The organism is Pseudomonas syringae KCTC 12500 (genome assembly GCF_000507185.2).
In the GTDB taxonomy this organism is placed as follows: domain Bacteria; phylum Pseudomonadota; class Gammaproteobacteria; order Pseudomonadales; family Pseudomonadaceae; genus Aquipseudomonas; species Aquipseudomonas syringae.
This window is the reverse complement of the sequence record NZ_AYTM02000002.1, coordinates 100,749-119,288: the sequence shown is the minus strand read 5'-3', so window position 1 is coordinate 119,288 and position 18,540 is coordinate 100,749. Positions and strand designations below refer to the sequence as shown.

General features: G+C 57.7%; 18 protein-coding genes. 3 read left to right on the top strand and 15 right to left on the bottom strand.

Annotated features, from left to right (window positions below; all coding sequences use genetic code 11):
* Positions 1-4: 4 nt before the first annotated feature.
* The 11 genes from V476_RS01025 to V476_RS27850 form a co-directional block, all read right to left on the bottom strand.
* A complete protein-coding gene (locus V476_RS01025) occupies positions 5-418 on the bottom strand; it encodes an NADH-quinone oxidoreductase subunit A (RefSeq protein ID WP_002554011.1) in 414 nt (137 codons plus the stop codon).
* A gap of 463 nt (positions 419-881) precedes the next feature.
* Complete coding sequence (aceA, locus tag V476_RS01020) at positions 882-2,207, bottom strand: isocitrate lyase (protein WP_024961185.1); 1,326 nt, start codon at positions 2,205-2,207, stop codon at positions 882-884.
* A 528-nt stretch (positions 2,208-2,735) separates the two neighbouring features.
* Positions 2,736-3,479, bottom strand: a complete 744-nt coding sequence (locus V476_RS01015) for a secretin N-terminal domain-containing protein (protein WP_003426111.1) — start codon at positions 3,477-3,479, stop codon at positions 2,736-2,738.
* A 186-nt stretch (positions 3,480-3,665) separates the two neighbouring features.
* Positions 3,666-4,088 (bottom strand): GNAT family N-acetyltransferase, encoded by a 423-nt coding sequence (locus V476_RS01010; RefSeq protein WP_003317965.1) that lies wholly within the window; start codon positions 4,086-4,088, stop codon positions 3,666-3,668.
* Positions 4,081-5,247, bottom strand: a complete 1,167-nt coding sequence (locus tag V476_RS01005; RefSeq protein ID WP_003395693.1) for a ribosomal protein uL16 3-hydroxylase — start codon at positions 5,245-5,247, stop codon at positions 4,081-4,083. The genes V476_RS01010 and V476_RS01005 overlap by 8 nt, the downstream gene beginning before the upstream one ends.
* Positions 5,248-5,307: 60 nt before the next feature.
* Complete coding sequence (gene purB / locus V476_RS01000; protein ID WP_003395694.1) at positions 5,308-6,678, bottom strand: adenylosuccinate lyase; 1,371 nt, start codon at positions 6,676-6,678, stop codon at positions 5,308-5,310.
* 131 nt (positions 6,679-6,809) lie between these two features.
* Positions 6,810-7,430 (bottom strand): high frequency lysogenization protein HflD, encoded by a 621-nt coding sequence (gene hflD / locus V476_RS00995; protein WP_003395695.1) that lies wholly within the window; start codon positions 7,428-7,430, stop codon positions 6,810-6,812.
* Positions 7,430-8,560 (bottom strand): tRNA 2-thiouridine(34) synthase MnmA, encoded by a 1,131-nt coding sequence (mnmA, locus tag V476_RS00990; protein WP_024649772.1) that lies wholly within the window; start codon positions 8,558-8,560, stop codon positions 7,430-7,432. Before mnmA ends, hflD begins: the two co-directional genes overlap by 1 nt.
* 60 nt (positions 8,561-8,620) lie before the next feature.
* The gene (locus V476_RS00985; RefSeq protein ID WP_003317959.1) at positions 8,621-9,067 is read right to left on the bottom strand and encodes an NUDIX hydrolase; all 447 of its coding nucleotides are present in this window, start codon (positions 9,065-9,067) and stop codon (positions 8,621-8,623) included.
* Positions 9,068-9,109: 42 nt separating this feature from the next.
* Positions 9,110-10,015, bottom strand: a complete 906-nt coding sequence (locus V476_RS00980; RefSeq protein ID WP_017278765.1) for a LysR family transcriptional regulator — start codon at positions 10,013-10,015, stop codon at positions 9,110-9,112.
* Between the two features lie 132 nt (positions 10,016-10,147).
* Positions 10,148-10,324, bottom strand: a complete 177-nt coding sequence (locus tag V476_RS27850) for a hypothetical protein (protein ID WP_154232070.1) — start codon at positions 10,322-10,324, stop codon at positions 10,148-10,150.
* Here V476_RS27850 and V476_RS00975 point away from each other — a divergent pair.
* Entirely contained in the window at positions 10,317-11,198 is an 882-nt protein-coding gene (locus V476_RS00975; RefSeq protein ID WP_024961186.1) for an alpha/beta fold hydrolase, read from the top strand. The genes V476_RS27850 and V476_RS00975 overlap by 8 nt on opposite strands.
* Before the next feature lie 153 nt (positions 11,199-11,351).
* Here the strand turns inward: V476_RS00975 and V476_RS00970 are convergent, their stop codons facing one another.
* Together V476_RS00970 and cspD are read right to left on the bottom strand one after the other, a co-directional pair.
* Entirely contained in the window at positions 11,352-13,574 is a 2,223-nt protein-coding gene (locus V476_RS00970; protein ID WP_024961187.1) for an NADP-dependent isocitrate dehydrogenase, read from the bottom strand.
* 624 nt (positions 13,575-14,198) lie between these two features.
* Entirely contained in the window at positions 14,199-14,474 is a 276-nt protein-coding gene (gene cspD / locus V476_RS00965) for a cold shock domain-containing protein CspD (protein WP_003317956.1), read from the bottom strand.
* Positions 14,475-14,698: 224 nt separating this feature from the next.
* Here cspD and clpS point away from each other — a divergent pair, with 224 nt between their 5' ends.
* Both clpS and clpA read left to right on the top strand, forming a co-directional pair.
* Positions 14,699-15,061, top strand: a complete 363-nt coding sequence (gene clpS, locus V476_RS00960) for an ATP-dependent Clp protease adapter ClpS (RefSeq protein ID WP_003317955.1) — start codon at positions 14,699-14,701, stop codon at positions 15,059-15,061.
* A gap of 30 nt (positions 15,062-15,091) precedes the next feature.
* Positions 15,092-17,365 (top strand): ATP-dependent Clp protease ATP-binding subunit ClpA, encoded by a 2,274-nt coding sequence (clpA, locus tag V476_RS00955; RefSeq protein WP_024961188.1) that lies wholly within the window; start codon positions 15,092-15,094, stop codon positions 17,363-17,365.
* A gap of 117 nt (positions 17,366-17,482) precedes the next feature.
* Here the strand turns inward: clpA and infA are convergent, their stop codons facing one another.
* Together infA and V476_RS00945 are read right to left on the bottom strand one after the other, a co-directional pair.
* Entirely contained in the window at positions 17,483-17,701 is a 219-nt protein-coding gene (gene infA, locus V476_RS00950; RefSeq protein ID WP_002553999.1) for a translation initiation factor IF-1, read from the bottom strand.
* Positions 17,702-17,802: 101 nt separating this feature from the next.
* Positions 17,803-18,510 carry an arginyltransferase gene (locus V476_RS00945; protein WP_024961189.1) on the bottom strand — a complete coding sequence of 236 codons (708 nt, stop codon included), beginning with the start codon at positions 18,508-18,510 and terminating at the stop codon, positions 17,803-17,805.
* Positions 18,511-18,540: the final 30 nt, after the last annotated feature.

Sequence of the window (18,540 nt, the reverse complement as noted above, 5' to 3'; positions counted from 1 at the left end):
AGCCTCATTGTTTCAGCTTCGCTTGCCGATTACGGCGACCTTCAGGAGCCCAGTCAAGAGCGCCAACCCGCCATAGGTAGACAAGACCTGCCAACAGAATTGCTATGAAAACGAGAGCTTCGACGAATCCGGTCCAGCCGCTTTCGCGGACGGACACAGACCAGGCAAAGAGAAAGAGGGCTTCAATGTCAAAGATCACGAAAAGCATCGCGACCAGATAGAATTTTGCGGAGAGACGCAGGCGCGCACTGCCGGTAGGCAGCATGCCGGATTCGAAAGGTTCGTTCTTGCTGCGGCCCCAGGCCTTGCTTCCGAGGAGGCTGGACAGACCGAGCATGAAGGCGCAAAGGCCGACAACACCCAAAAGGAAAATGGCGAAGCCCCAGTTATGGGCAATCAGACCTGTCGATTCGGGCATGCTGTCAGTCCTTGTTAGAGAGCAAAGGTCTCTGTGCTTGATAAAGAGTCGAGGCAGTGACGAAATGTCGCAGTGCGGTCAACGGATTGATTTTATGTGCAAACACTTGGCAAGTAAATTTTCTACATCAAATTTATTTACGGAATTAATTGCCCACGGCCTTTCACAGAGGCTGCAGGGCCTGCCAGACGGGCGTCAGCGGGGATTTCATTAATTATGTTTCTTGTGCACGAAATGTAAGGAAAGGCAATTTGAATGATAATTAATATCATTTGAAGGGGCCTTGATAGTTCAGCGTGCGGTAGTCGTCGCATAGTGGGTAACGGTACTGCTTATAAAGTGCGCCTTTTGTAGCATTCGCTCGGCAACTGCATATTGTCCGAAATCAATACCGGCACCTTCTGACACAAAACACAGACCGCCCTTACGGGCGGCCTGTCTTTTCAACGCGTTGCGCGGTGTATCAGTGGAATTGCTCTTCTTCGGTGGAGCCGGTCAGTGCGGTTACCGACGATACGCCGCCCTGGATCACGGTCGTCATGTCATCGAAATAGCCGGTACCCACTTCCTGCTGGTGGGCCACGAAGGTGTAGCCCTTGGCAGCGTCGGCGAACTCCTGTTCCTGCAGCTTCACGTAGGCGGTCATGTCATTGCGGGCGTAGTCGTGTGCCAGATTGAACATGCTGTGCCACATGTTGTGAATGCCTGCCAGGGTGATGAACTGGTGCTTGTAACCCATGGCCGACAGCTCGCGCTGAAATTTGGCAATGGTTGCGTCGTCGAGGTTTTTCTTCCAGTTGAAGGACGGCGAGCAGTTGTAGGACAGCAACTGGTCCGGGTATTCCTTTTTGATCGCTTCGGCGAAGCGGCGTGCCTCGTCCAGATTTGGTCTGGCTGTTTCGCACCAGATCAGATCGGCGTAGGGCGCGTACGCCAAGCCACGTGAGATGGCCTGATCGAGGCCGGCACGAACTTTATAGAACCCCTCATGAGTCCGTTCGCCGGTCACGAATGGCTTGTCGTATGGATCGCAATCGGATGTCAGCAAGTCGGCAGCGTTGGCGTCAGTCCGGGCCAGTATGATGGTCGGTACACCGGCCACGTCGGCGGCCAGGCGTGCTGCGACCAGTTTCTGTATGGCTTCCTGAGTCGGGACCAGCACCTTGCCGCCCATGTGGCCACATTTCTTCACCGAAGCCAGTTGGTCTTCGAAGTGCACCCCGGCGGCACCGGCTTCGATCATGCTTTTCATCAGCTCATAGGCATTGAGTACACCGCCGAATCCGGCTTCCGCGTCTGCCACGATCGGGGCGAAGTAGTCGATGTAGCCTTCGTCGCCCGGCGCCTTGCCGGCTTTCCACTGGATCTGGTCGGCACGGCGGAACGAGTTGTTGATGCGCTTGACCACGGTCGGCACCGAGTCGACCGGGTACAGCGACTGATCCGGGTACATGGACTCGGCAGAGTTGTTGTCGGCAGCGACCTGCCAGCCGGACAGGTAGATGGCCTGAATACCGGCCTTGACCTGCTGCACGGCCTGGCCGCCAGTGAGGGCACCCATGCAATTGACGAAATCCTTGTCCGGTCGAAAGGACGGTTTGGCACCCTGGGTCACCAGATTCCACAGCTTGTCTGCACCCAGTCGTGCAAAGGTGTGTTCGGGTTGAACCGAGCCGCGCAGGCGGACCACATCTGCAGCGGAGTAAGTACGGGTCACGTTTTTCCAGCGCGGATTTTCAGCCCAGTCTTTCTCGAGAGCCGCTATTTGTTGTTCGCGTGTCAGTGCCATGGTGATAAACCTCTAGAAGTAGGTCTCGTTGGAAAGTCCTGCTCCGCCAAAACGCCTCGTTTATCGAAGGCACGGTAGATGGCTGCTCGCTGATCCGGGGCTTTGCTTGAAGCCGCACGTTCGTGGGTCGCGACAGGTGAACGATGTACTCGAGGGGAGAGCGGGCGTCCGGACATGAGGCTGTCAGGTGGACAGTCGGGCCTGCAGTGGCGTTGTGCATCACCGTCGGCCTTGCCGGGTTACCGTTTACGCTTCCGTCCCTCGGGACAACTTCGTTCCAGTCGCAACCTCGTCAAACTGCCTTGTGGGCGGTGCGGACACGAATCGGCTCTGCGGGGTGTGTGAGAGCGGCGACTCGAAGACTCTTTGCAAAGCCTCTGATTAGCGGGAGCGAGGCAATCATGCCTCGCACTTCCGGGGGGCGTCAAACGTTTTGTAGTGCTTTTTTTAAATCACTACATATTTGTTAAAAGTTGACCGGCCAGTCATCAAAAGGCCCGTAAGTATTGGGTTTTCACCCCATACAGGCTATTCGAGGGTTTCGACCTTTACGCGCAAAATCATATCGTCACGGCCCTGGGTGGAATAGCGCTGCGCCAGACCACTCTGATCAGCGACGGATTCGTTGCTGTTGCTCGCCAGTGTGATCCATTCTCCCAGTCTGCCACTCACCTGGCTGTCGGTACTCTGCACCTTGACGGCGTCAGGGCGCTCCTGGCTCATGCGGTCATGATTGGTGCTGATGCTCAGGTGAACCGTGTCGCCGGTCACGCTGGCCGTTACGTAAAACCCCTGAGTTACATTGCGGTACTCGGTGTCGCTCCGCGAGTATCCGTACGCGTCCGTGGATGAGGAGGTCAGTGGCACGCTCTGGCCAACCTGAATGAGTGCAGGGGTTCCTTCGCTGGTTTGTACTTGTTGCACGCCGCCTTCACGGCTGGCGGTACCGTACTCGATCACTCGCGAGCCGCTGCTGTTGCGCGTCGCGCTGTCGCTGGTGTCAACGCTGATCAGCAAGCGTTTCGGCGCGGTATCGAGTTGCGAGATCAAGGCGCGAAGTTCTTCGATCTTGCGTGACTCTGCATTCACGATCAGTTGATTGCCGTAGGCGCTGACGGTGCCTTCGTCCCCCAGAAAGGATTTGGCGACCGGCAGTAGATCGGCACTGGTGCGGTAGTTGAGCGGGACGACTTCGGTCGCTGCGAAGACGTGAGCGCTGAAGACGATCAGCATCGAGGTGAGCGCTGCATTGAGCAAGTTGCGTACTGACATGTTCATTCTCCGCGGTAAGCGCGTAAAGCATGATTGTGCCACTGTGTCGGCTGCAGGCAATCAAGCTGAATGGTCAGGCATAAAAAAGCCCTGCCGCTTTTCGGTTTGACCTTGGGAGGGTCTAGCGAAAAAGGGCAGGGCGATCATTATGTAGTGCCGCGGTGAGCGCCTACATAATCGCGTTGATCACGCTTCGCGGAGCATATCAACGTGTGGCAGGCCGGCTTCGAGAAACTCGTCGCTGATAACCGAAAAGCCGAAGCGCTGATAAAACTCGACGGCCTGCACCTGAGCGCTCAGCTTGAGCGGCTTGAGGCCACGCTGTTCAGCTTCATGGATCACGGCACCCAACAGGGCCTCGCCGACCTTCAGGCCACGCCAGTCTCTCAGGACTGACAAGCGGCCGATCTCGCCATCGGGCAGCAGTCGGGCAGTGCCCACCGCATATTCACCTTCGTACGCAAGAAAGTGCACTGCACCTGCGTCTTCGGCATCCCACTCCAGTTCCGGCGGCACCGATTGTTCGGCAATGAATACCGAATCGCGTATGCGCCGGATATCGGCGTTGTTCTTCTGCCATTGGGCGACAGCTACAGTGACTTTATTCATCGGCAAATCCCAGGCTTCCTTGTTTTACGAGTTCGCAAAGCAAATTGCGCCCCTCGTCATCGGCCAACCATTGGCCAAGGTTTTCGCTGTGCAACGCATCGGCGGCACAGATCAGTTTGAGCAGGTCACGCAGGCTGCCCGGTAGCAGACGGCTCTGGCCACTGGCAAACAGTAGCAGATCGTCATCGACTTCAGACCAGGCCAGCCTTGCGCTCGGGTTACGAATCAGCACCGCGCCCTGCTCGAGGCTGTCGAGCAGGTCCTGTTCTTCCAGCTCAGGGCCGGTCACCAGTTCCGGGTAGCGCGGCTCGGTCATGAACTGGCCGAACCAGGTCAGCAGCAGGCGTTCGTCACTCATGTGCTCGGCCAGCAGCGTTTTCAGGCGATCGAGCGCGTCATGCTGGATCTGATGAGGGTCGCTGACCGGCTGGGCGTCAGCATCGGTATAGCGCTCTTCATCCGGGATGAACTGGCTGAGGAAGTCGGTGAAGTGAGTCAGGACTTCGGCAGCGCTTGGCGCCCGGAAACCGACCGAGTAGGTCAGGCAGTCGTCGACGGCGACGCCGCAGTGCGCTAGACGTGGCGGCAGATAAAGCATGTCGCCCGGTTCCAGCGTCCACTCTTCGGTCTTCTCGAATTCGGCAAGGATGCGCAGGTCGGCATGCTGCAGCAGCGGGCTTTCCGCATCGCACATCTGGCCGATCTGCCAGTGCCGTTTGCCATGTCCCTGCAGCAGGAACACATCATAGTTGTCGAAATGCGGGCCGACGCTGCCGCCAGGGGCTGCGTAGCTGATCATCACGTCGTCAATCCGCCAGCTGGGCAGAAAACGGAAGTTTTCCAGCAGCTCACTGACCTCCGGAACGAATTGGTCCACGGCCTGGACCAGCAGCGTCCAGTCGCGCTCGGGCAGCTTGCTGAACTCGTCTTCAGCGAACGGGCCACGACGCAGCTCCCATGGACGCTCGCCGTTTTCGATGACCAGGCGCGACTCCACTTCTTCTTCCAGGGCGAGGCCGGCAAGCTCGTCCGCGTCGATCGGGCTTTGAAAGTCCGGCAGAGCCTGGCGGATCAGCAGCGGTTTTTTCTGCCAGTAGTCACGCAGGAAAACGCGAGCACTGATGCCGCCCAGAAGTTGCAGAGGAATATCAGGATTCATGTGTAAGCCCTTGAAATGAAAACGCCCGGCACAGCCGGGCGTGTGCAATTTTTTTGCGTGTCAGATGCGCTTGGCCTGAGCGGCTGCGTTACCGATGTAATTGGCCGGCGTGAGCTTCTTGAGCTCGGCCTTGGCTTCGGCAGGCATGTCCAGGCCGTCGATGAAAGTCTGCAACGCTTCAGGACCGATGCCCTTGCCGCGTGTCAGTTCTTTCAGTTTTTCGTACGGGTTTTCGATGTTGTAACGACGCATGACAGTCTGAATCGGCTCTGCCAGAACTTCCCAGCATGCGTCCAGATCGGCGGCAATGCGCTGTTCGTTCAGTTCCAGCTTGCTGATGCCCTTGAGGCTGGCTTCGTAGGCAATGACGCTGTGGGCAAAGCCGACGCCCAGATTGCGCAGCACGGTGGAGTCGGTCAGGTCACGCTGCCAGCGAGACACAGGCAACTTGCTCGCCAGGTGCTGGAACAGTGCGTTGGCGATGCCCAGATTGCCTTCGGAGTTTTCGAAGTCAATCGGGTTGACCTTGTGCGGCATGGTCGAGGAGCCGATTTCGCCAGCGATGGTGCGCTGCTTGAAATAGCCCAGCGAGATGTAGCCCCAGATGTCGCGGTCGAAGTCGATCAGGATGGTGTTGAAGCGCGCAATAGCATCGAACAGCTCGGCAATGTAGTCGTGCGGTTCGATCTGCGTGGTGTAGGGGTTGAAGCCCAGGCCCAGCTCGTCTTCGATGAAGGCGCGCGCGTTGGCTTCCCAGTCGATGTCTGCGTAGGCAGAGAGGTGGGCGTTGTAGTTGCCGACTGCGCCGTTGATCTTGCCGAGCAACGGGACTGCCGCGATCTGGCTGATCTGACGCTCGAGGCGGTAGACGACGTTGGCCAGTTCCTTGCCCAGTGTGGTCGGGGAGGCGGGCTGGCCGTGGGTGCGGGACAGCATCGGCACGTCTGCGAAGCGAATCGCCAGCTCGCGTATAGCGTCGGCGATCTGACGCATCAGCGGCAGCACGACAGTGTCGCGGCCCTCGCGCAGCATCAATGCGTGAGACAGGTTGTTGATGTCTTCGCTGGTGCAGGCGAAGTGGATGAACTCGCTGACCTTTTCCAGCTCTGGCAATTTGGCAGCCTGCTCCTTGAGCAGATACTCCACAGCCTTCACGTCATGATTGGTGGTGCGCTCGATTTCCTTGACTCGCTCGGCATGCTCCACGGAGAAGTCTTCGGCCAGGGTATCCAGGATGGCGTTGGCTTGCGCGGAGAAGGCCGGGACCTCGGTGATCTGCGGGTGAGCCGCAAGACGCTGGAGCCAGCGAACTTCAACCATCACGCGGAAACGGATCAGGCCGTATTCGCTGAAAATAGGGCGCAAGGCCTGGGTTTTGCCGGCGTAGCGGCCATCAACAGGGGAAACCGCAGTGAGCGAAGAAAGCTGCATGGGATGCTCTCGGACAGTCGGGCGACGAAAAGGGCGCATATCATACATGAAAAGTCAGTCGGACCGGAGTCCGCCGACCAGCGTAGACAGCGTCGTGCCAGGGGTGGTGAAGGTCATTGGAGCGCGGCGGGTCAGCCGTGCAGCAATGGATAAAGTTCTTTCAACAACTTGCGGCGGCTGAACACCAGTTGCCAGCGATGACCGCCAACTTGCCGCCACAGGCGGGCAGAGCGAATACCGGCCAGCAGAATGCCGCGAATCTTCGAGGCATTATTCGGCTGCTGCAGATTACGCATGTCGCCTTGTACCTGAATGCGCTGGCGCAAGGTGCTCAGGGTGTCCTGATACAGCGCGCCGGTCGCGGCAATCACGTTCTCGTGGGCGATGCCAAAATGCTCGACCTGTGACTGAATCACCGGAATGCGTTTGCCGATCACTTCAAGCAGGTCATCGCGCTTGGCCAGCTGACGCTCGAGGCCGAGCATCGACAGGGCGTAGCGCAACGGCTCGCGTTGCAAGGTTGCCGGGTCGCGCTCCAGGGCGCTGGCCATGGCGCGATAGCCTTCGTGCAGGTTGAGATCGTCGCCGCCGTAGACGTCCAGCGTATCCTTGGGATCGACCACCAGCAGGCTGCCGAGCATGCAGCCCAGGGCCGCTTCGCTGATCTGACCGGTCTTGGCGATCCGGTCGACGAGCACGGCGGCCTGGAATACACCGCCCAGAGCGATCAGTTGTTCCTGAGTCGGGCTCATCAACGCTTGTCCTTGCTGGTCCAGGGTTCGGCAATTTCGATCACGCCGCCGCCCAGACAGATTTCGCCGTCGTAGAACACCACAGACTGGCCGGGAGTGACGGCGCGTTGCGGGTCATCGAATGTGGCGCGATAACCGTCGGCGGTTTTTTCCAGCGTGCATGGCTGGTCGCCCTGACGATAACGGACCTTCGCGGTGAGCCTGCGCGGGCTGCTCAGATCGATCGGGTTGACCCAATAGATTTCCGAAGAGACCAGCGCACGGGAAAACAGCCAGGGGTGATCGTTACCCTGACCGACAATCAGTTCGTTGTTGTCCAGGTCCTTGACCAGCACGTACCACGGATCATCGCTGGCATCCTTGAGACCGCCGATGCCCAGACCCTGGCGCTGGCCGATGGTGTGGTACATCAGGCCGCTGTGACGACCGATGACTTCACCTTCGGTGGTCTTGATTTCGCCGGGCTGGGCGGGCAGGTACTGGCGCAGAAAATCAGTGAAGCGGCGTTCGCCAATGAAGCAGATTCCGGTGGAATCCTTCTTCTTGGCAGTGGCCAGGCCGTGCTTTTCGGCAATGGCGCGCACTTCCGGTTTTTCCAGCTCGCCAACCGGGAACAGGGTGCGGGCAATCTGCTCGCCGCCAACGGCGTGCAGGAAGTAGCTCTGATCCTTGTTCGGGTCCAGGCCCTTGAGCAGCTCGGTACGTCCATCGATATCACGGCGGCGTACGTAATGGCCTGTAGCAATAAGGTCGGCGCCGAGCATCAGTGCGTAGTCGAGAAACGCCTTGAACTTGATTTCGCGGTTACACAGGATGTCCGGGTTCGGCGTGCGCCCGGCCTTGTACTCTTCAAGGAAGTGCTCGAAGACGTTGTCCCAGTACTCGGCCGCGAAGTTGGCCGTGTGCAGCTTGATGCCGATCTTGTCGCACACGGCCTGGGCATCTGCCAGGTCTTCGCGGGCGGTGCAGTATTCCGTTCCGTCGTCTTCTTCCCAGTTCTTCATGAACAAGCCTTCCACCTGATAACCCTGCTCCATGAGCAGTACGGCGGAAACGGAAGAGTCCACGCCGCCGGACATGCCGACTATGACGCGCTTCATTTCTGAGTTCGAGGGGGCTGGATCACGCATGGGGATTCAACGGCTGACCTGTAAAAGGACGCGATTCTATCAGGCTGAGGGCGTCGAGTCTCACGCCTTGTCGCGCAGCAGGTCGAGACTGAAATGTTCACCATCGAGGTAGTCGTCCAGGCAGCGCAATACCAGCTCGCTGCGCCAGCGCTCCTGCTGGGCTACCAGTTCATCGCGAGTCAGCCAGACTGCGCCGACGATGCCTTCATCGAGTTGATATTCCGGATGGTGGCGCAGGGCCTTGGCGGCAAAGCAGATTCGCTGGTAGGTCACGCCATTGCTCGGTGCGGTGTACAGGTAGATGCCCACCACGCTAGTCAATTCGACGTCCCAGCCGGTTTCTTCCAGGGTTTCACGCACTGCAGCGCGTTGCAGGCTCTCGTTCGGGTCGAGGTGCCCGGCGGGTTGGTTGAGTACGGCGCGTCCGCCTTTGATTTCTTCGACGAACAGAAAGCGGCCTTGATCTTCGACGATGGTGGCGACGGTAACGTGGGCTTGCCAAGTCATGATAATGGTCTCTTTGCTGGGGATTGAGTCAGCCGTAACAGCTTATTGTTGCTCGAACTGCAGATCATGCCTCAGGGCGCTGACGCAGAAGTCCACAAAGGCTCGCACTTTGGATGAGCGACGACGGCCCTCCAGGTAAACAACGTGAACCGGTTCCGGGATTATTTCGAACGTCTCCAGAACACACTTGAGCCTGCCTTCCTGCAGGTGCTCGCGTATCTGATAGTACGGCACCTGGGTCAGTCCCCAGCCCTGTAACGCTGCGCTGATCGCCGCCTGATAAGACGTCAGACTGAGTCTTGAGGCGACGTCTACTGAATAATTCTTGTCATCGATCCGGAAAAGCCAGTGGGGCGAGCGTTCGGCGGTGGTGGTTGAAACTGTGGAATGCTGTCGCAAATCGTCGGGATGCTGCGGGGCTCCATGCTTTTCGAGGTAGGCAGGGGAGGCGCAAACCATGCGCCGCACGCTACCTGTCGGGATTGCGGTAAGAGACGAATCGGGCAGGGTGCCGATCCTGACCGCCACGTCGACGCCCTCATCGAGCATGGACACTACCCTGTCGACCAGAATGGCACGGATGTCCACGGCCGGAAACCGCTCGAGAAAGCTCGTCATTACGGGCACGACATGCAGCGCGCCGAACATCTGAGGTGCGGTGACCGTCAGCAGGCCGCCTGGCAACGCATGCAAGCCGCCTGCCGCGCTTTCAGCCTCATCAAGGTCGGCAAGCAATCGACGGCAATCAGCGGCGAAGCGCTGGCCCGCCTCGGTGAGCCGCATATTGCGAGTGGTGCGCACCACCAGAAGGATGCCCAGGCGGCTCTCCAGGCTCGCGACAGCCCGGGTTACCGTAGCGGTCGACAGGCCAAAGTGGCGGGCCACCCCGGCAAAACTGGTTTGCTCGGCAAGTGCGGCAAAAAGCGTCATTTCCTGAATACGGTCCATAGGCTGCCTGCTTGCCACGAGAGATGCGAAATCGTATCAGCATTTCAGATTTTGAAATGGTGAATTGATTTTTGCGGTGATTCTGCATTTTAGGAGCAATGATTAGGATGGCTGCACATTCATCCAGCCCGGTCAGACTTCTATGAAAAATTTCGGTTCAGCCGACGCTGAAAATGCCGCATCCGGTGTCAGTCGGCGCAAGGTTTTACAGGTGTCAGCGTTAGGCGCTGCTTCTGCTCTCGGGGCGTCGTTGGTGAGCGCTGCTTCTGCAAGCAATAAACCTCTATCCAGGGAAAATGCAATGAACATTGATGACGCCTTCCGCGTGACGTTTCACACTCAGCAGGTAGGAGACGTCAATGTGTTCTATCGCGAAGTCGGAGCCAAGGACGCCCCGGTGCTTCTGTTGCTTCATGGTTTTCCGAGTTCCAGCCACATGTTTCGCGACCTGATGCCCTTGCTGGCGAGTCAGTACCGCCTGATCGCTCCCGACCTGCCTGGATTCGGTAATACCAAGGCTCCACCGCGCGGGCAGTTCGATTACACATTCGAAAACCTTTACAAGGTGATCGAGCGCTTCACCGAGGCGCTGGGCCTGAAGAAATACGCGTTATACCTATTCGACTATGGCGCACCGACAGGTTTGCGGCTCGCAGCGGCGAACCCGGAGAAGGTTACTGCAATCATCAGTCAGAACGGCAACGCCTACCTGGAAGGATTCAGCGATCAATGGGGCCCGTGGCAAGCCTATTGGCGCGAGCCTTCGGCAGCCAATCGCGAAGCCTGTCGCGCCTCGTTGTCACCGCAAGTCATCCGGGACTGGCAATACGGTACGGGAGCCAATCCTGAAAAACTTTCTCCCGATGGCTACAACCTCGACATTATGTATATGGCGCGGCCGGGCGCAGAGGAGATCCAGCTTGACCTGATTCTTGACTACCGCAGTAACGTAGCGGCTTACCCCTCGTTTCAGGAATACTTGCGCAAATATCAGCCTCCCTTGCTGGCGGTCTGGGGCAAGCACGATCCTGCGTTCATACCGCCTGGCGCGCATGCTTATCGCAAGGACGTCCCGGCTGCTGAAGTGCATCTGCTGGATGCAGGGCACTTTGCATTGGAAACACACGCGCCTGAGGTCGCCGAATACATTCGCGACTTTCTTTCGCGCACACTGAAAAGCTGAAGGGATAAATGGTGTGCTTGAGCGAGCATCTCCCTGGCGCCTGGGTTTACACAGGCGGCTGAAATTTTTCATGGATAAAAAAAATCCCCGACAACAGGCCGGGGATTTTTTTGTGAGGCGGTGCATTTTTTATGCACCGCCTCGGATTGCCTCTTACAGCGCGGCGATGGCCGCGTTGAGCGTGGCGCTCGGGCGCATGGCCTTGCTGGTGACTTCCGGGTTAGGGAAGTAGTAGCCGCCAATATCCACCGGCTTGCCCTGAACGGCGTTCAGCTCGGCAACGATTTTTTCTTCGTTGTCGGTCAGGGTTTTGGCCAGAGGTGCGAACTGCGCCTTGAGGTCTGCATCGTCGTTCTGAGCAGCCAGTGCCTGAGCCCAGAACAGGGTCAGGTAGAAGTGGCTGCCGCGGTTGTCGATACCGCCTACCTTGCGCGAAGGCGACTTGTTGCGGTCCAGGAACTCGCCAGTGGCCTGGTCTAGGGTCTTGGACAGAACCAACGCTTTCGGATTGTTGTAGGCATGGCCCAGATGCTCGAGGGACGCTGCCAGCGCGAGGAATTCGCCCAGCGAATCCCAGCGCAGGAAGTTTTCCTCGACGAACTGCTGCACGTGTTTCGGAGCCGAACCACCCGCGCCGGTTTCGAACAGACCGCCGCCGTTCATCAGCGGAACGATCGACAGCATCTTCGCGCTGGTGCCCAGTTCCATGATCGGGAACAGGTCAGTCAGGTAGTCGCGCAGAACGTTGCCGGTCACCGAAATGGTGTCCTTGCCTGCGCGCGTGCGTTCCAGGGTCAGCTTCATCGCGTCGACAGGTGACAGGATCTGGATATCCAGGCCCGACGTGTCATGGTCGCCCAGGTACTTGCGCACTTTCTCGATCATCACGCTGTCGTGGGCGCGGGACGAGTCCAGCCAGAAGATAGCCGGGGTGTTGCTGGCGCGGGCACGGTTGACGGCCAGTTTCACCCAATCCTGGATCGGTGCGTCCTTGGCCTGGCACATGCGCCAGATATCGCCGGCTTCGACGTTCTGTTCCATCAGCAGGTTGCCCTGGCTGTCGGTTACGCGAACCACGCCGTTGGTCTGAATGTGGAACGTCTTGTCGTGGGAGCCATACTCTTCGGCCTTCTGAGCCATCAGACCGACGTTCGGTACGCTGCCCATGGTGGTCGGGTCGAATGCGCCATTTTTCTTGCAGTCTTCGATGACTGCCTGATAGATGGTGGCGTAGCAGCGATCCGGAATGACCGCCTTGGCATCGTGCAACTGACCGTCTGTGCCCCACATCTTGCCGGAGTCACGAATCATTGCCGGCATCGAGGCGTCGACGATGACGTCGCTCGGCACGTGCAGGTTGGTGATGCCCTTGTCGGAATTGACCATCGCCAGCTGTGGACGAACGGCGTAGACCGCTTCGATGTCAGCCTTGATTTCTGCCTGCTTGTCAGCGGGCAGGGCAGTGATGCGTTCGTACAGGTCGCCGATGCCGTTGTTCAGGCTGAAGCCGATCTGCTTGAGCGTATCGGCGTGCTTGGTCAGCGCGTCCTTGTAGAACTCGTCGACGATCTGGCCAAACATGATCGGATCGGAGATCTTCATCATGGTGGCTTTCAAGTGCACCGAAAACAGAACGCCCTGCTTGCGAGCGTCTTCGATTTCGGCAGCAATGAAACTGCGCAGGGCCTTGGCGCTCATGACCGAGCAGTCGACGACTTCGCCCGCCTTGACGGAGGTTTTTTCCTTCAGGACGGTGGTGGTGCCGTCCTGGGCGACGAGTTCGATCTTGACGGTGTTATCGGCTGCGATCTCGGCAGCTTTTTCGCTGCCGTAGAAGTCGCCGTTGCTCATGTGTGCAACGTGAGCCTTGGAGTCAGCTGACCAGGCGCCCATCTTGTGCGGGTGCTTGCGCGCGTAGTTCTTGACCGACAGCGGGGCGCGGCGATCGGAGTTGCCTTCGCGCAGAACAGGGTTCACGGCGCTGCCCTTGGTCTTGTCGTAGCGTGCGCGGGTTTCTTTTTCCGCGTCAGTGGTAGGGTTTTCAGGGTAGTCAGGAATGTTGTAGCCCTGATTCTGAAGCTCCTTGATGGTCGCCTTCAATTGCGGGACCGAGGCGCTGATGTTAGGCAGCTTGATGATGTTGGCCTCTGGCGTAGTGGCCAGTTTGCCCAGCTCGGCGAGATGATCCGGCACTTTTTTGTCGGCAAGCAATTCTGGGAAGCTGGAAAGAACACGGCCCGCCAGAGAAATGTCGCGTGTTTCCACGTCGATATCGGAAGTTGCCGTGAACGCTTCGATAATAGGCAGCAGGGAGTAGGTGGCGAGGGCCGGAGCTTCGTCGGTGAAGGTGTAGATGATCTTCGAGCGGTTGGACATTCGTATTAACTCTCTTTTGCTGAGCATGCACAAAATCTCGATACGCGCATTCTAAGCGCGCTTGCCCACGGTTCGGCCATGAGCCAGGTCGAGGTTTATTCGCGGTGATGTTGGGTGCATCAGTCGAGCGTCAAGCTGTCGGGTCAGGTAGCAGCCCGACGCATAAGGAAGGCCGAGGGTCAGAATTCGGACGGGTCGGCCTTGATGACTCTGCGGTCACGGCGCGAGTATATCAAACCATTGGCACCAAGCATTAATGCTATGCGAGCTATCGAAAAATGAATATCCGCCGTTGGTCGAACGCGCAGTCCTCCAGGCAGCTTTCTGGAATGGTTGGCATGTGGGGCCTGGCGCGCCTTGATGCGGGGGAGGGGGCAGATGGTGAGGGCGGATTTTCGTTGTTCAGGACGGCTTGGGGTAGACGAACGGAACGTCCTGGATTGGAGTCTGGGTATCCGCGGTGCAATAACCGCTAATTCGACACCCTGTGGAGCGTGACGGATATAAAGCAGACCAATGTCCCTGTCTTTTTACGTGTCCGGCAAAGCTCATTGCATGTTTCTATTGATTCGGCTGGCTCTGATGGCTGCCGCTATAGATCTAATCACTTTTTCAACATGAGTATCAGGCGTCCGCGTGAGCGTGGTCCTGCTGGTGCAGCGGATGTGTTTCTTTTGCCGGATCCAGCTTTTTATCTTCCAAGCCTTTGATTTTTACCGCATGAAGCCCTTTTGGACCTTGCGCGACTTCAAATCTGACTTTCTGGCCAGCCTTTAGAGTTTTGTAACCGTCCATTTCGATGGCCGAGAAATGAGCGAACAGATCCTCGTCATTGCCTTCAGCGTTTATGAATCCAAACCCTTTTGCATTGTTGAACCACTTGACTTTTCCTTCAATCATTACCATCTCCCTCTGCAAAGGACTCCGTCAGGAGTATCATCCACTTCAATCCGCTGCTCACCCAAAAAATTTTGGTTGACTGCGCGGACCCTTTTTACCCAATGTGGGCTCTATTGTTTGTAACACCGTTTAGCTGATAGTCAAGGTCATGTGGCAGTGCATTTAAAAACCGCCCAGACTGCGACTAAATTGCTCAATCCGCCCTCAAACGAACATTTCTTTCCATGCATGCATTCAGCAAGATTCGACTAACATTCAATCAGGATGATCCGCAGTCGCACGAGGACGACTCGGCGGGCATTGCGGTGCAGGACGCCAAGCCGGCCCTGCAGGCGCCACCGATGTACAAGGTGGTTTTATTCAACGATGACTACACCCCGATGGATTTCGTCGTAGAAGTACTCGAGGTGTTTTTTAACCTGAATCGTGAGCTGGCCACCAAAGTCATGCTGGCCGTCCATACAGAGGGACGGGCAGTCTGCGGATTGTTTACCCGCGACATCGCCGAGACCAAGGCAATGCAGGTCAATCAATACGCCAGGGAGAGCCAGCATCCGCTACTCTGTGAGATCGAGAAGGACGGTTAAACGCCGACCACTTGGGTATGAGGTGAAGCTATGTTAAACCGTGAGCTCGAAGTCACCCTCAATCTTGCCTTCAAGGAGGCACGTTCGAAGCGTCATGAGTTCATGACGGTCGAGCATCTCCTGCTGGCTCTATTGGATAATGAGGCTGCAGCCACTGTCCTGCGTGCCTGCGGCGCAAACCTCGATAAACTCAAGCATGATCTGCAGGAGTTCATCGACTCCACCACTCCGCTGATCCCCGTTCATGACGAGGACCGCGAGACACAACCGACGCTCGGGTTCCAGCGCGTGCTGCAACGGGCAGTCTTCCACGTGCAGAGCTCAGGCAAGCGCGAAGTGACCGGCGCCAACGTGCTGGTCGCGATTTTCAGTGAGCAGGAAAGCCAGGCCGTATTTCTGCTCAAACAGCAGAGCGTGGCCCGGATCGATGTCGTCAACTACATCGCCCACGGTATCTCCAAGGTGCCAGGGCACGGCGAACACTCTTCTGAAGGTGAACAGGATATGCAGGACGACGAGGGCGGTGAAGCATCTTCCTCAGGCAATCCTCTGGATGCCTATGCCAGCAATCTGAACGAGTTGGCACGTCAGGGGCGCATCGATCCACTGGTCGGCCGCGAAAGCGAAGTCGAGCGGGTGGCACAGATTCTGGCTCGTCGTCGCAAGAACAACCCTTTGCTGGTCGGTGAAGCGGGTGTCGGTAAAACGGCCATCGCTGAAGGTCTGGCCAAGCGCATCGTCGACAATCAGGTACCTGACCTGCTTGCCAATAGCGTCGTCTACTCGCTCGACCTGGGTGCGTTGCTGGCCGGGACGAAATACCGCGGCGATTTCGAGAAGCGCTTCAAGGCGTTGCTCAACGAACTGCGCAAGCGTCCTCAGGCGATCCTGTTCATTGACGAAATCCACACGATCATCGGTGCTGGCGCAGCTTCCGGCGGGGTAATGGATGCTTCCAATCTGCTCAAGCCGTTGCTGTCTTCCGGCGAGATCCGTTGCATCGGTTCGACCACCTTTCAGGAGTTTCGCGGGATTTTCGAGAAGGATCGTGCCCTGGCGCGTCGCTTCCAGAAAGTCGATGTGTCTGAGCCTTCGGTCGAGGACACCATCGGTATCCTGCGTGGCCTGAAAAGCCGTTTCGAGCAGCATCACAGCATCGAATACAGCGACGAAGCCCTGCGCGCTGCCGCAGAGCTTGCATCGCGCTACATCAACGACCGTCATATGCCTGACAAGGCCATTGACGTGATTGATGCAGCGGGTGCCTACCAGCGTCTGCAGCCGGTCGAAAAGCGCGCTAAACGTATCGATGTGCCCGAGGTTGAAGACATCGTTGCCAAGATCGCGCGTATTCCGCCAAAACACGTCAATAGCTCCGACAAGGAACTGCTGCGTAACCTGGAGCGCGATCTCAAGCTCACGGTGTTCGGGCAGGATGCGGCCATTGACTCGTTGTCGACGGCGATCAAGCTGTCTCGTGCAGGCCTCAAGTCGCCTGACAAACCGGTCGGTTCGTTCCTGTTCGCCGGTCCTACGGGCGTCGGCAAGACCGAGGCGGCTCGTCAGCTGGCCAAGGCTTTGGGCGTCGAGTTGATCCGTTTCGACATGTCCGAGTACATGGAACGGCATACCGTTTCCCGTCTGATCGGTGCGCCTCCGGGCTACGTCGGTTTCGACCAGGGCGGTCTGCTGACCGAGGCCATTACCCGCCAGCCGCATTGCGTGCTGTTGCTCGATGAAATCGAAAAGGCACACCCGGAAGTCTTCAATCTGCTCCTGCAGGTGATGGACCACGGTACGCTGACCGACAACAACGGGCGCAAGGCGGATTTCCGCAATGTGATCGTGATCATGACTACCAACGCCGGGGCCGAGTCTGCTGCGCGCGCTTCGATCGGTTTCACGCATCAGGACCACTCGTCTGACGCGATGGAAGTGATCAAGAAGAGCTTCACGCCGGAGTTCCGCAACCGTCTGGATACCATCATTCAGTTTGGTCGCCTCAGCCACGAAGTCATCAAGAGCGTGGTCGACAAGTTCCTCACCGAACTTCAGGCCCAACTGGAAGACAAGCGCGTACTGCTCGAAGTGTCCGAGGCGGCGAGAAGCTGGCTGGCGCAGGGTGGTTACGATGCGGCGATGGGTGCCAGACCGATGGCTCGCCTGATTCAGGACAAGATCAAACGGCCTCTCGCCGAAGAGATCCTGTTCGGCGAACTGTCAGAGCATGGCGGCGTGGTGCACATCGATATCAAGGATGGCGAGATCACCTTCGATTTCGAAACCACGGCAGAAATGGCCTGATAGCCGAAGCCTCGCCCCGCATCATTGATGGATGCGGGGCAGGCCGAGGACATCGACTGTAAAAAACAGGCATACAAAAACGCCCGGCTTATGCCGGGCGTTTTCGTTAATGCCTGTTTAGCGAGCGCGGTAGGTGATGCGCCCTTTGCTCAGGTCATAGGGCGTCAGCTCTACGCGCACTTTGTCACCGGTCAGAATACGGATGTAATTCTTGCGCATCTTGCCGGAGATATGCGCGGTTACGACGTGCCCGTTTTCCAACTCCACGCGAAACATGGTGTTGGGCAGGGTGTCGACGACAGTGCCTTCCATTTCGAAGCTGTCTTCTTTCGACATGCAGTAAAGCCCTCGGTATACAAATGAGTGGCCCGGTGCAAGTGGCGCCAGGCAAAAGCGGCGTGCATTGTGCCCGAAAAAACCAGTTTAAGCCAAGGGGTTCAATACAGAGTGACCCATCTTTGATTGGTGAGCAGCTCGATGGGGCGATATTGGGTCTTGTAATTCATCTTTTTGCAGTTCTTGATCCAGTAGCCGAGGTACACCGCCTGCAGTTGCAGCCTGGCAGCTTCGGCGATCTGCCACAAAATCGCGTAACGGCCCAGACTGCGGCGTTCTTCATCGGGTTCGTAGAACGTATAGACCGCTGAAAGCCCGTTGGGCAGCAGGTCGGTGACGGCAACTGCCAACAGGCGTTGATCGACACGAAATTCGTAAAAGCGCGAAAAGGGCAGGTCGCGGACCAGAAAGGTCGAAAATTGCTCGCGACTTGGCGGGAACATGTCGCCGTCAGCGTGCCGTTGTTCAATATAACGCTGATAAAGATCGAAATATTCTTGAGTGAACACTGGTTTGGCGCTTTGCACCTGAATGTCGGCATTGCGTTTCAGAATGCGTTTTTGCTGGCGGTCGGGGACGAAGAGGCTCACCGGAATGCGTGCGGGCACACAGGCGCTGCAGTTCTTGCAGTGCGGGCGATAGAGGTGATCACCGCTGCGGCGAAAACCCATGTCCGACAGGTCGGCATAGACCTGTACATCCATCGGCTGGCTGGGGTCCAGAAACAGGGTCGTCGCCTGCTCTTCGGGCAGGTAACTGCACGTGTGCGGTTGAGTGGCATAAAACTTCAGCCTCGCCAGCTCTGTCATGGTCGTCGCCTAATGGTGAATCCTTACCCA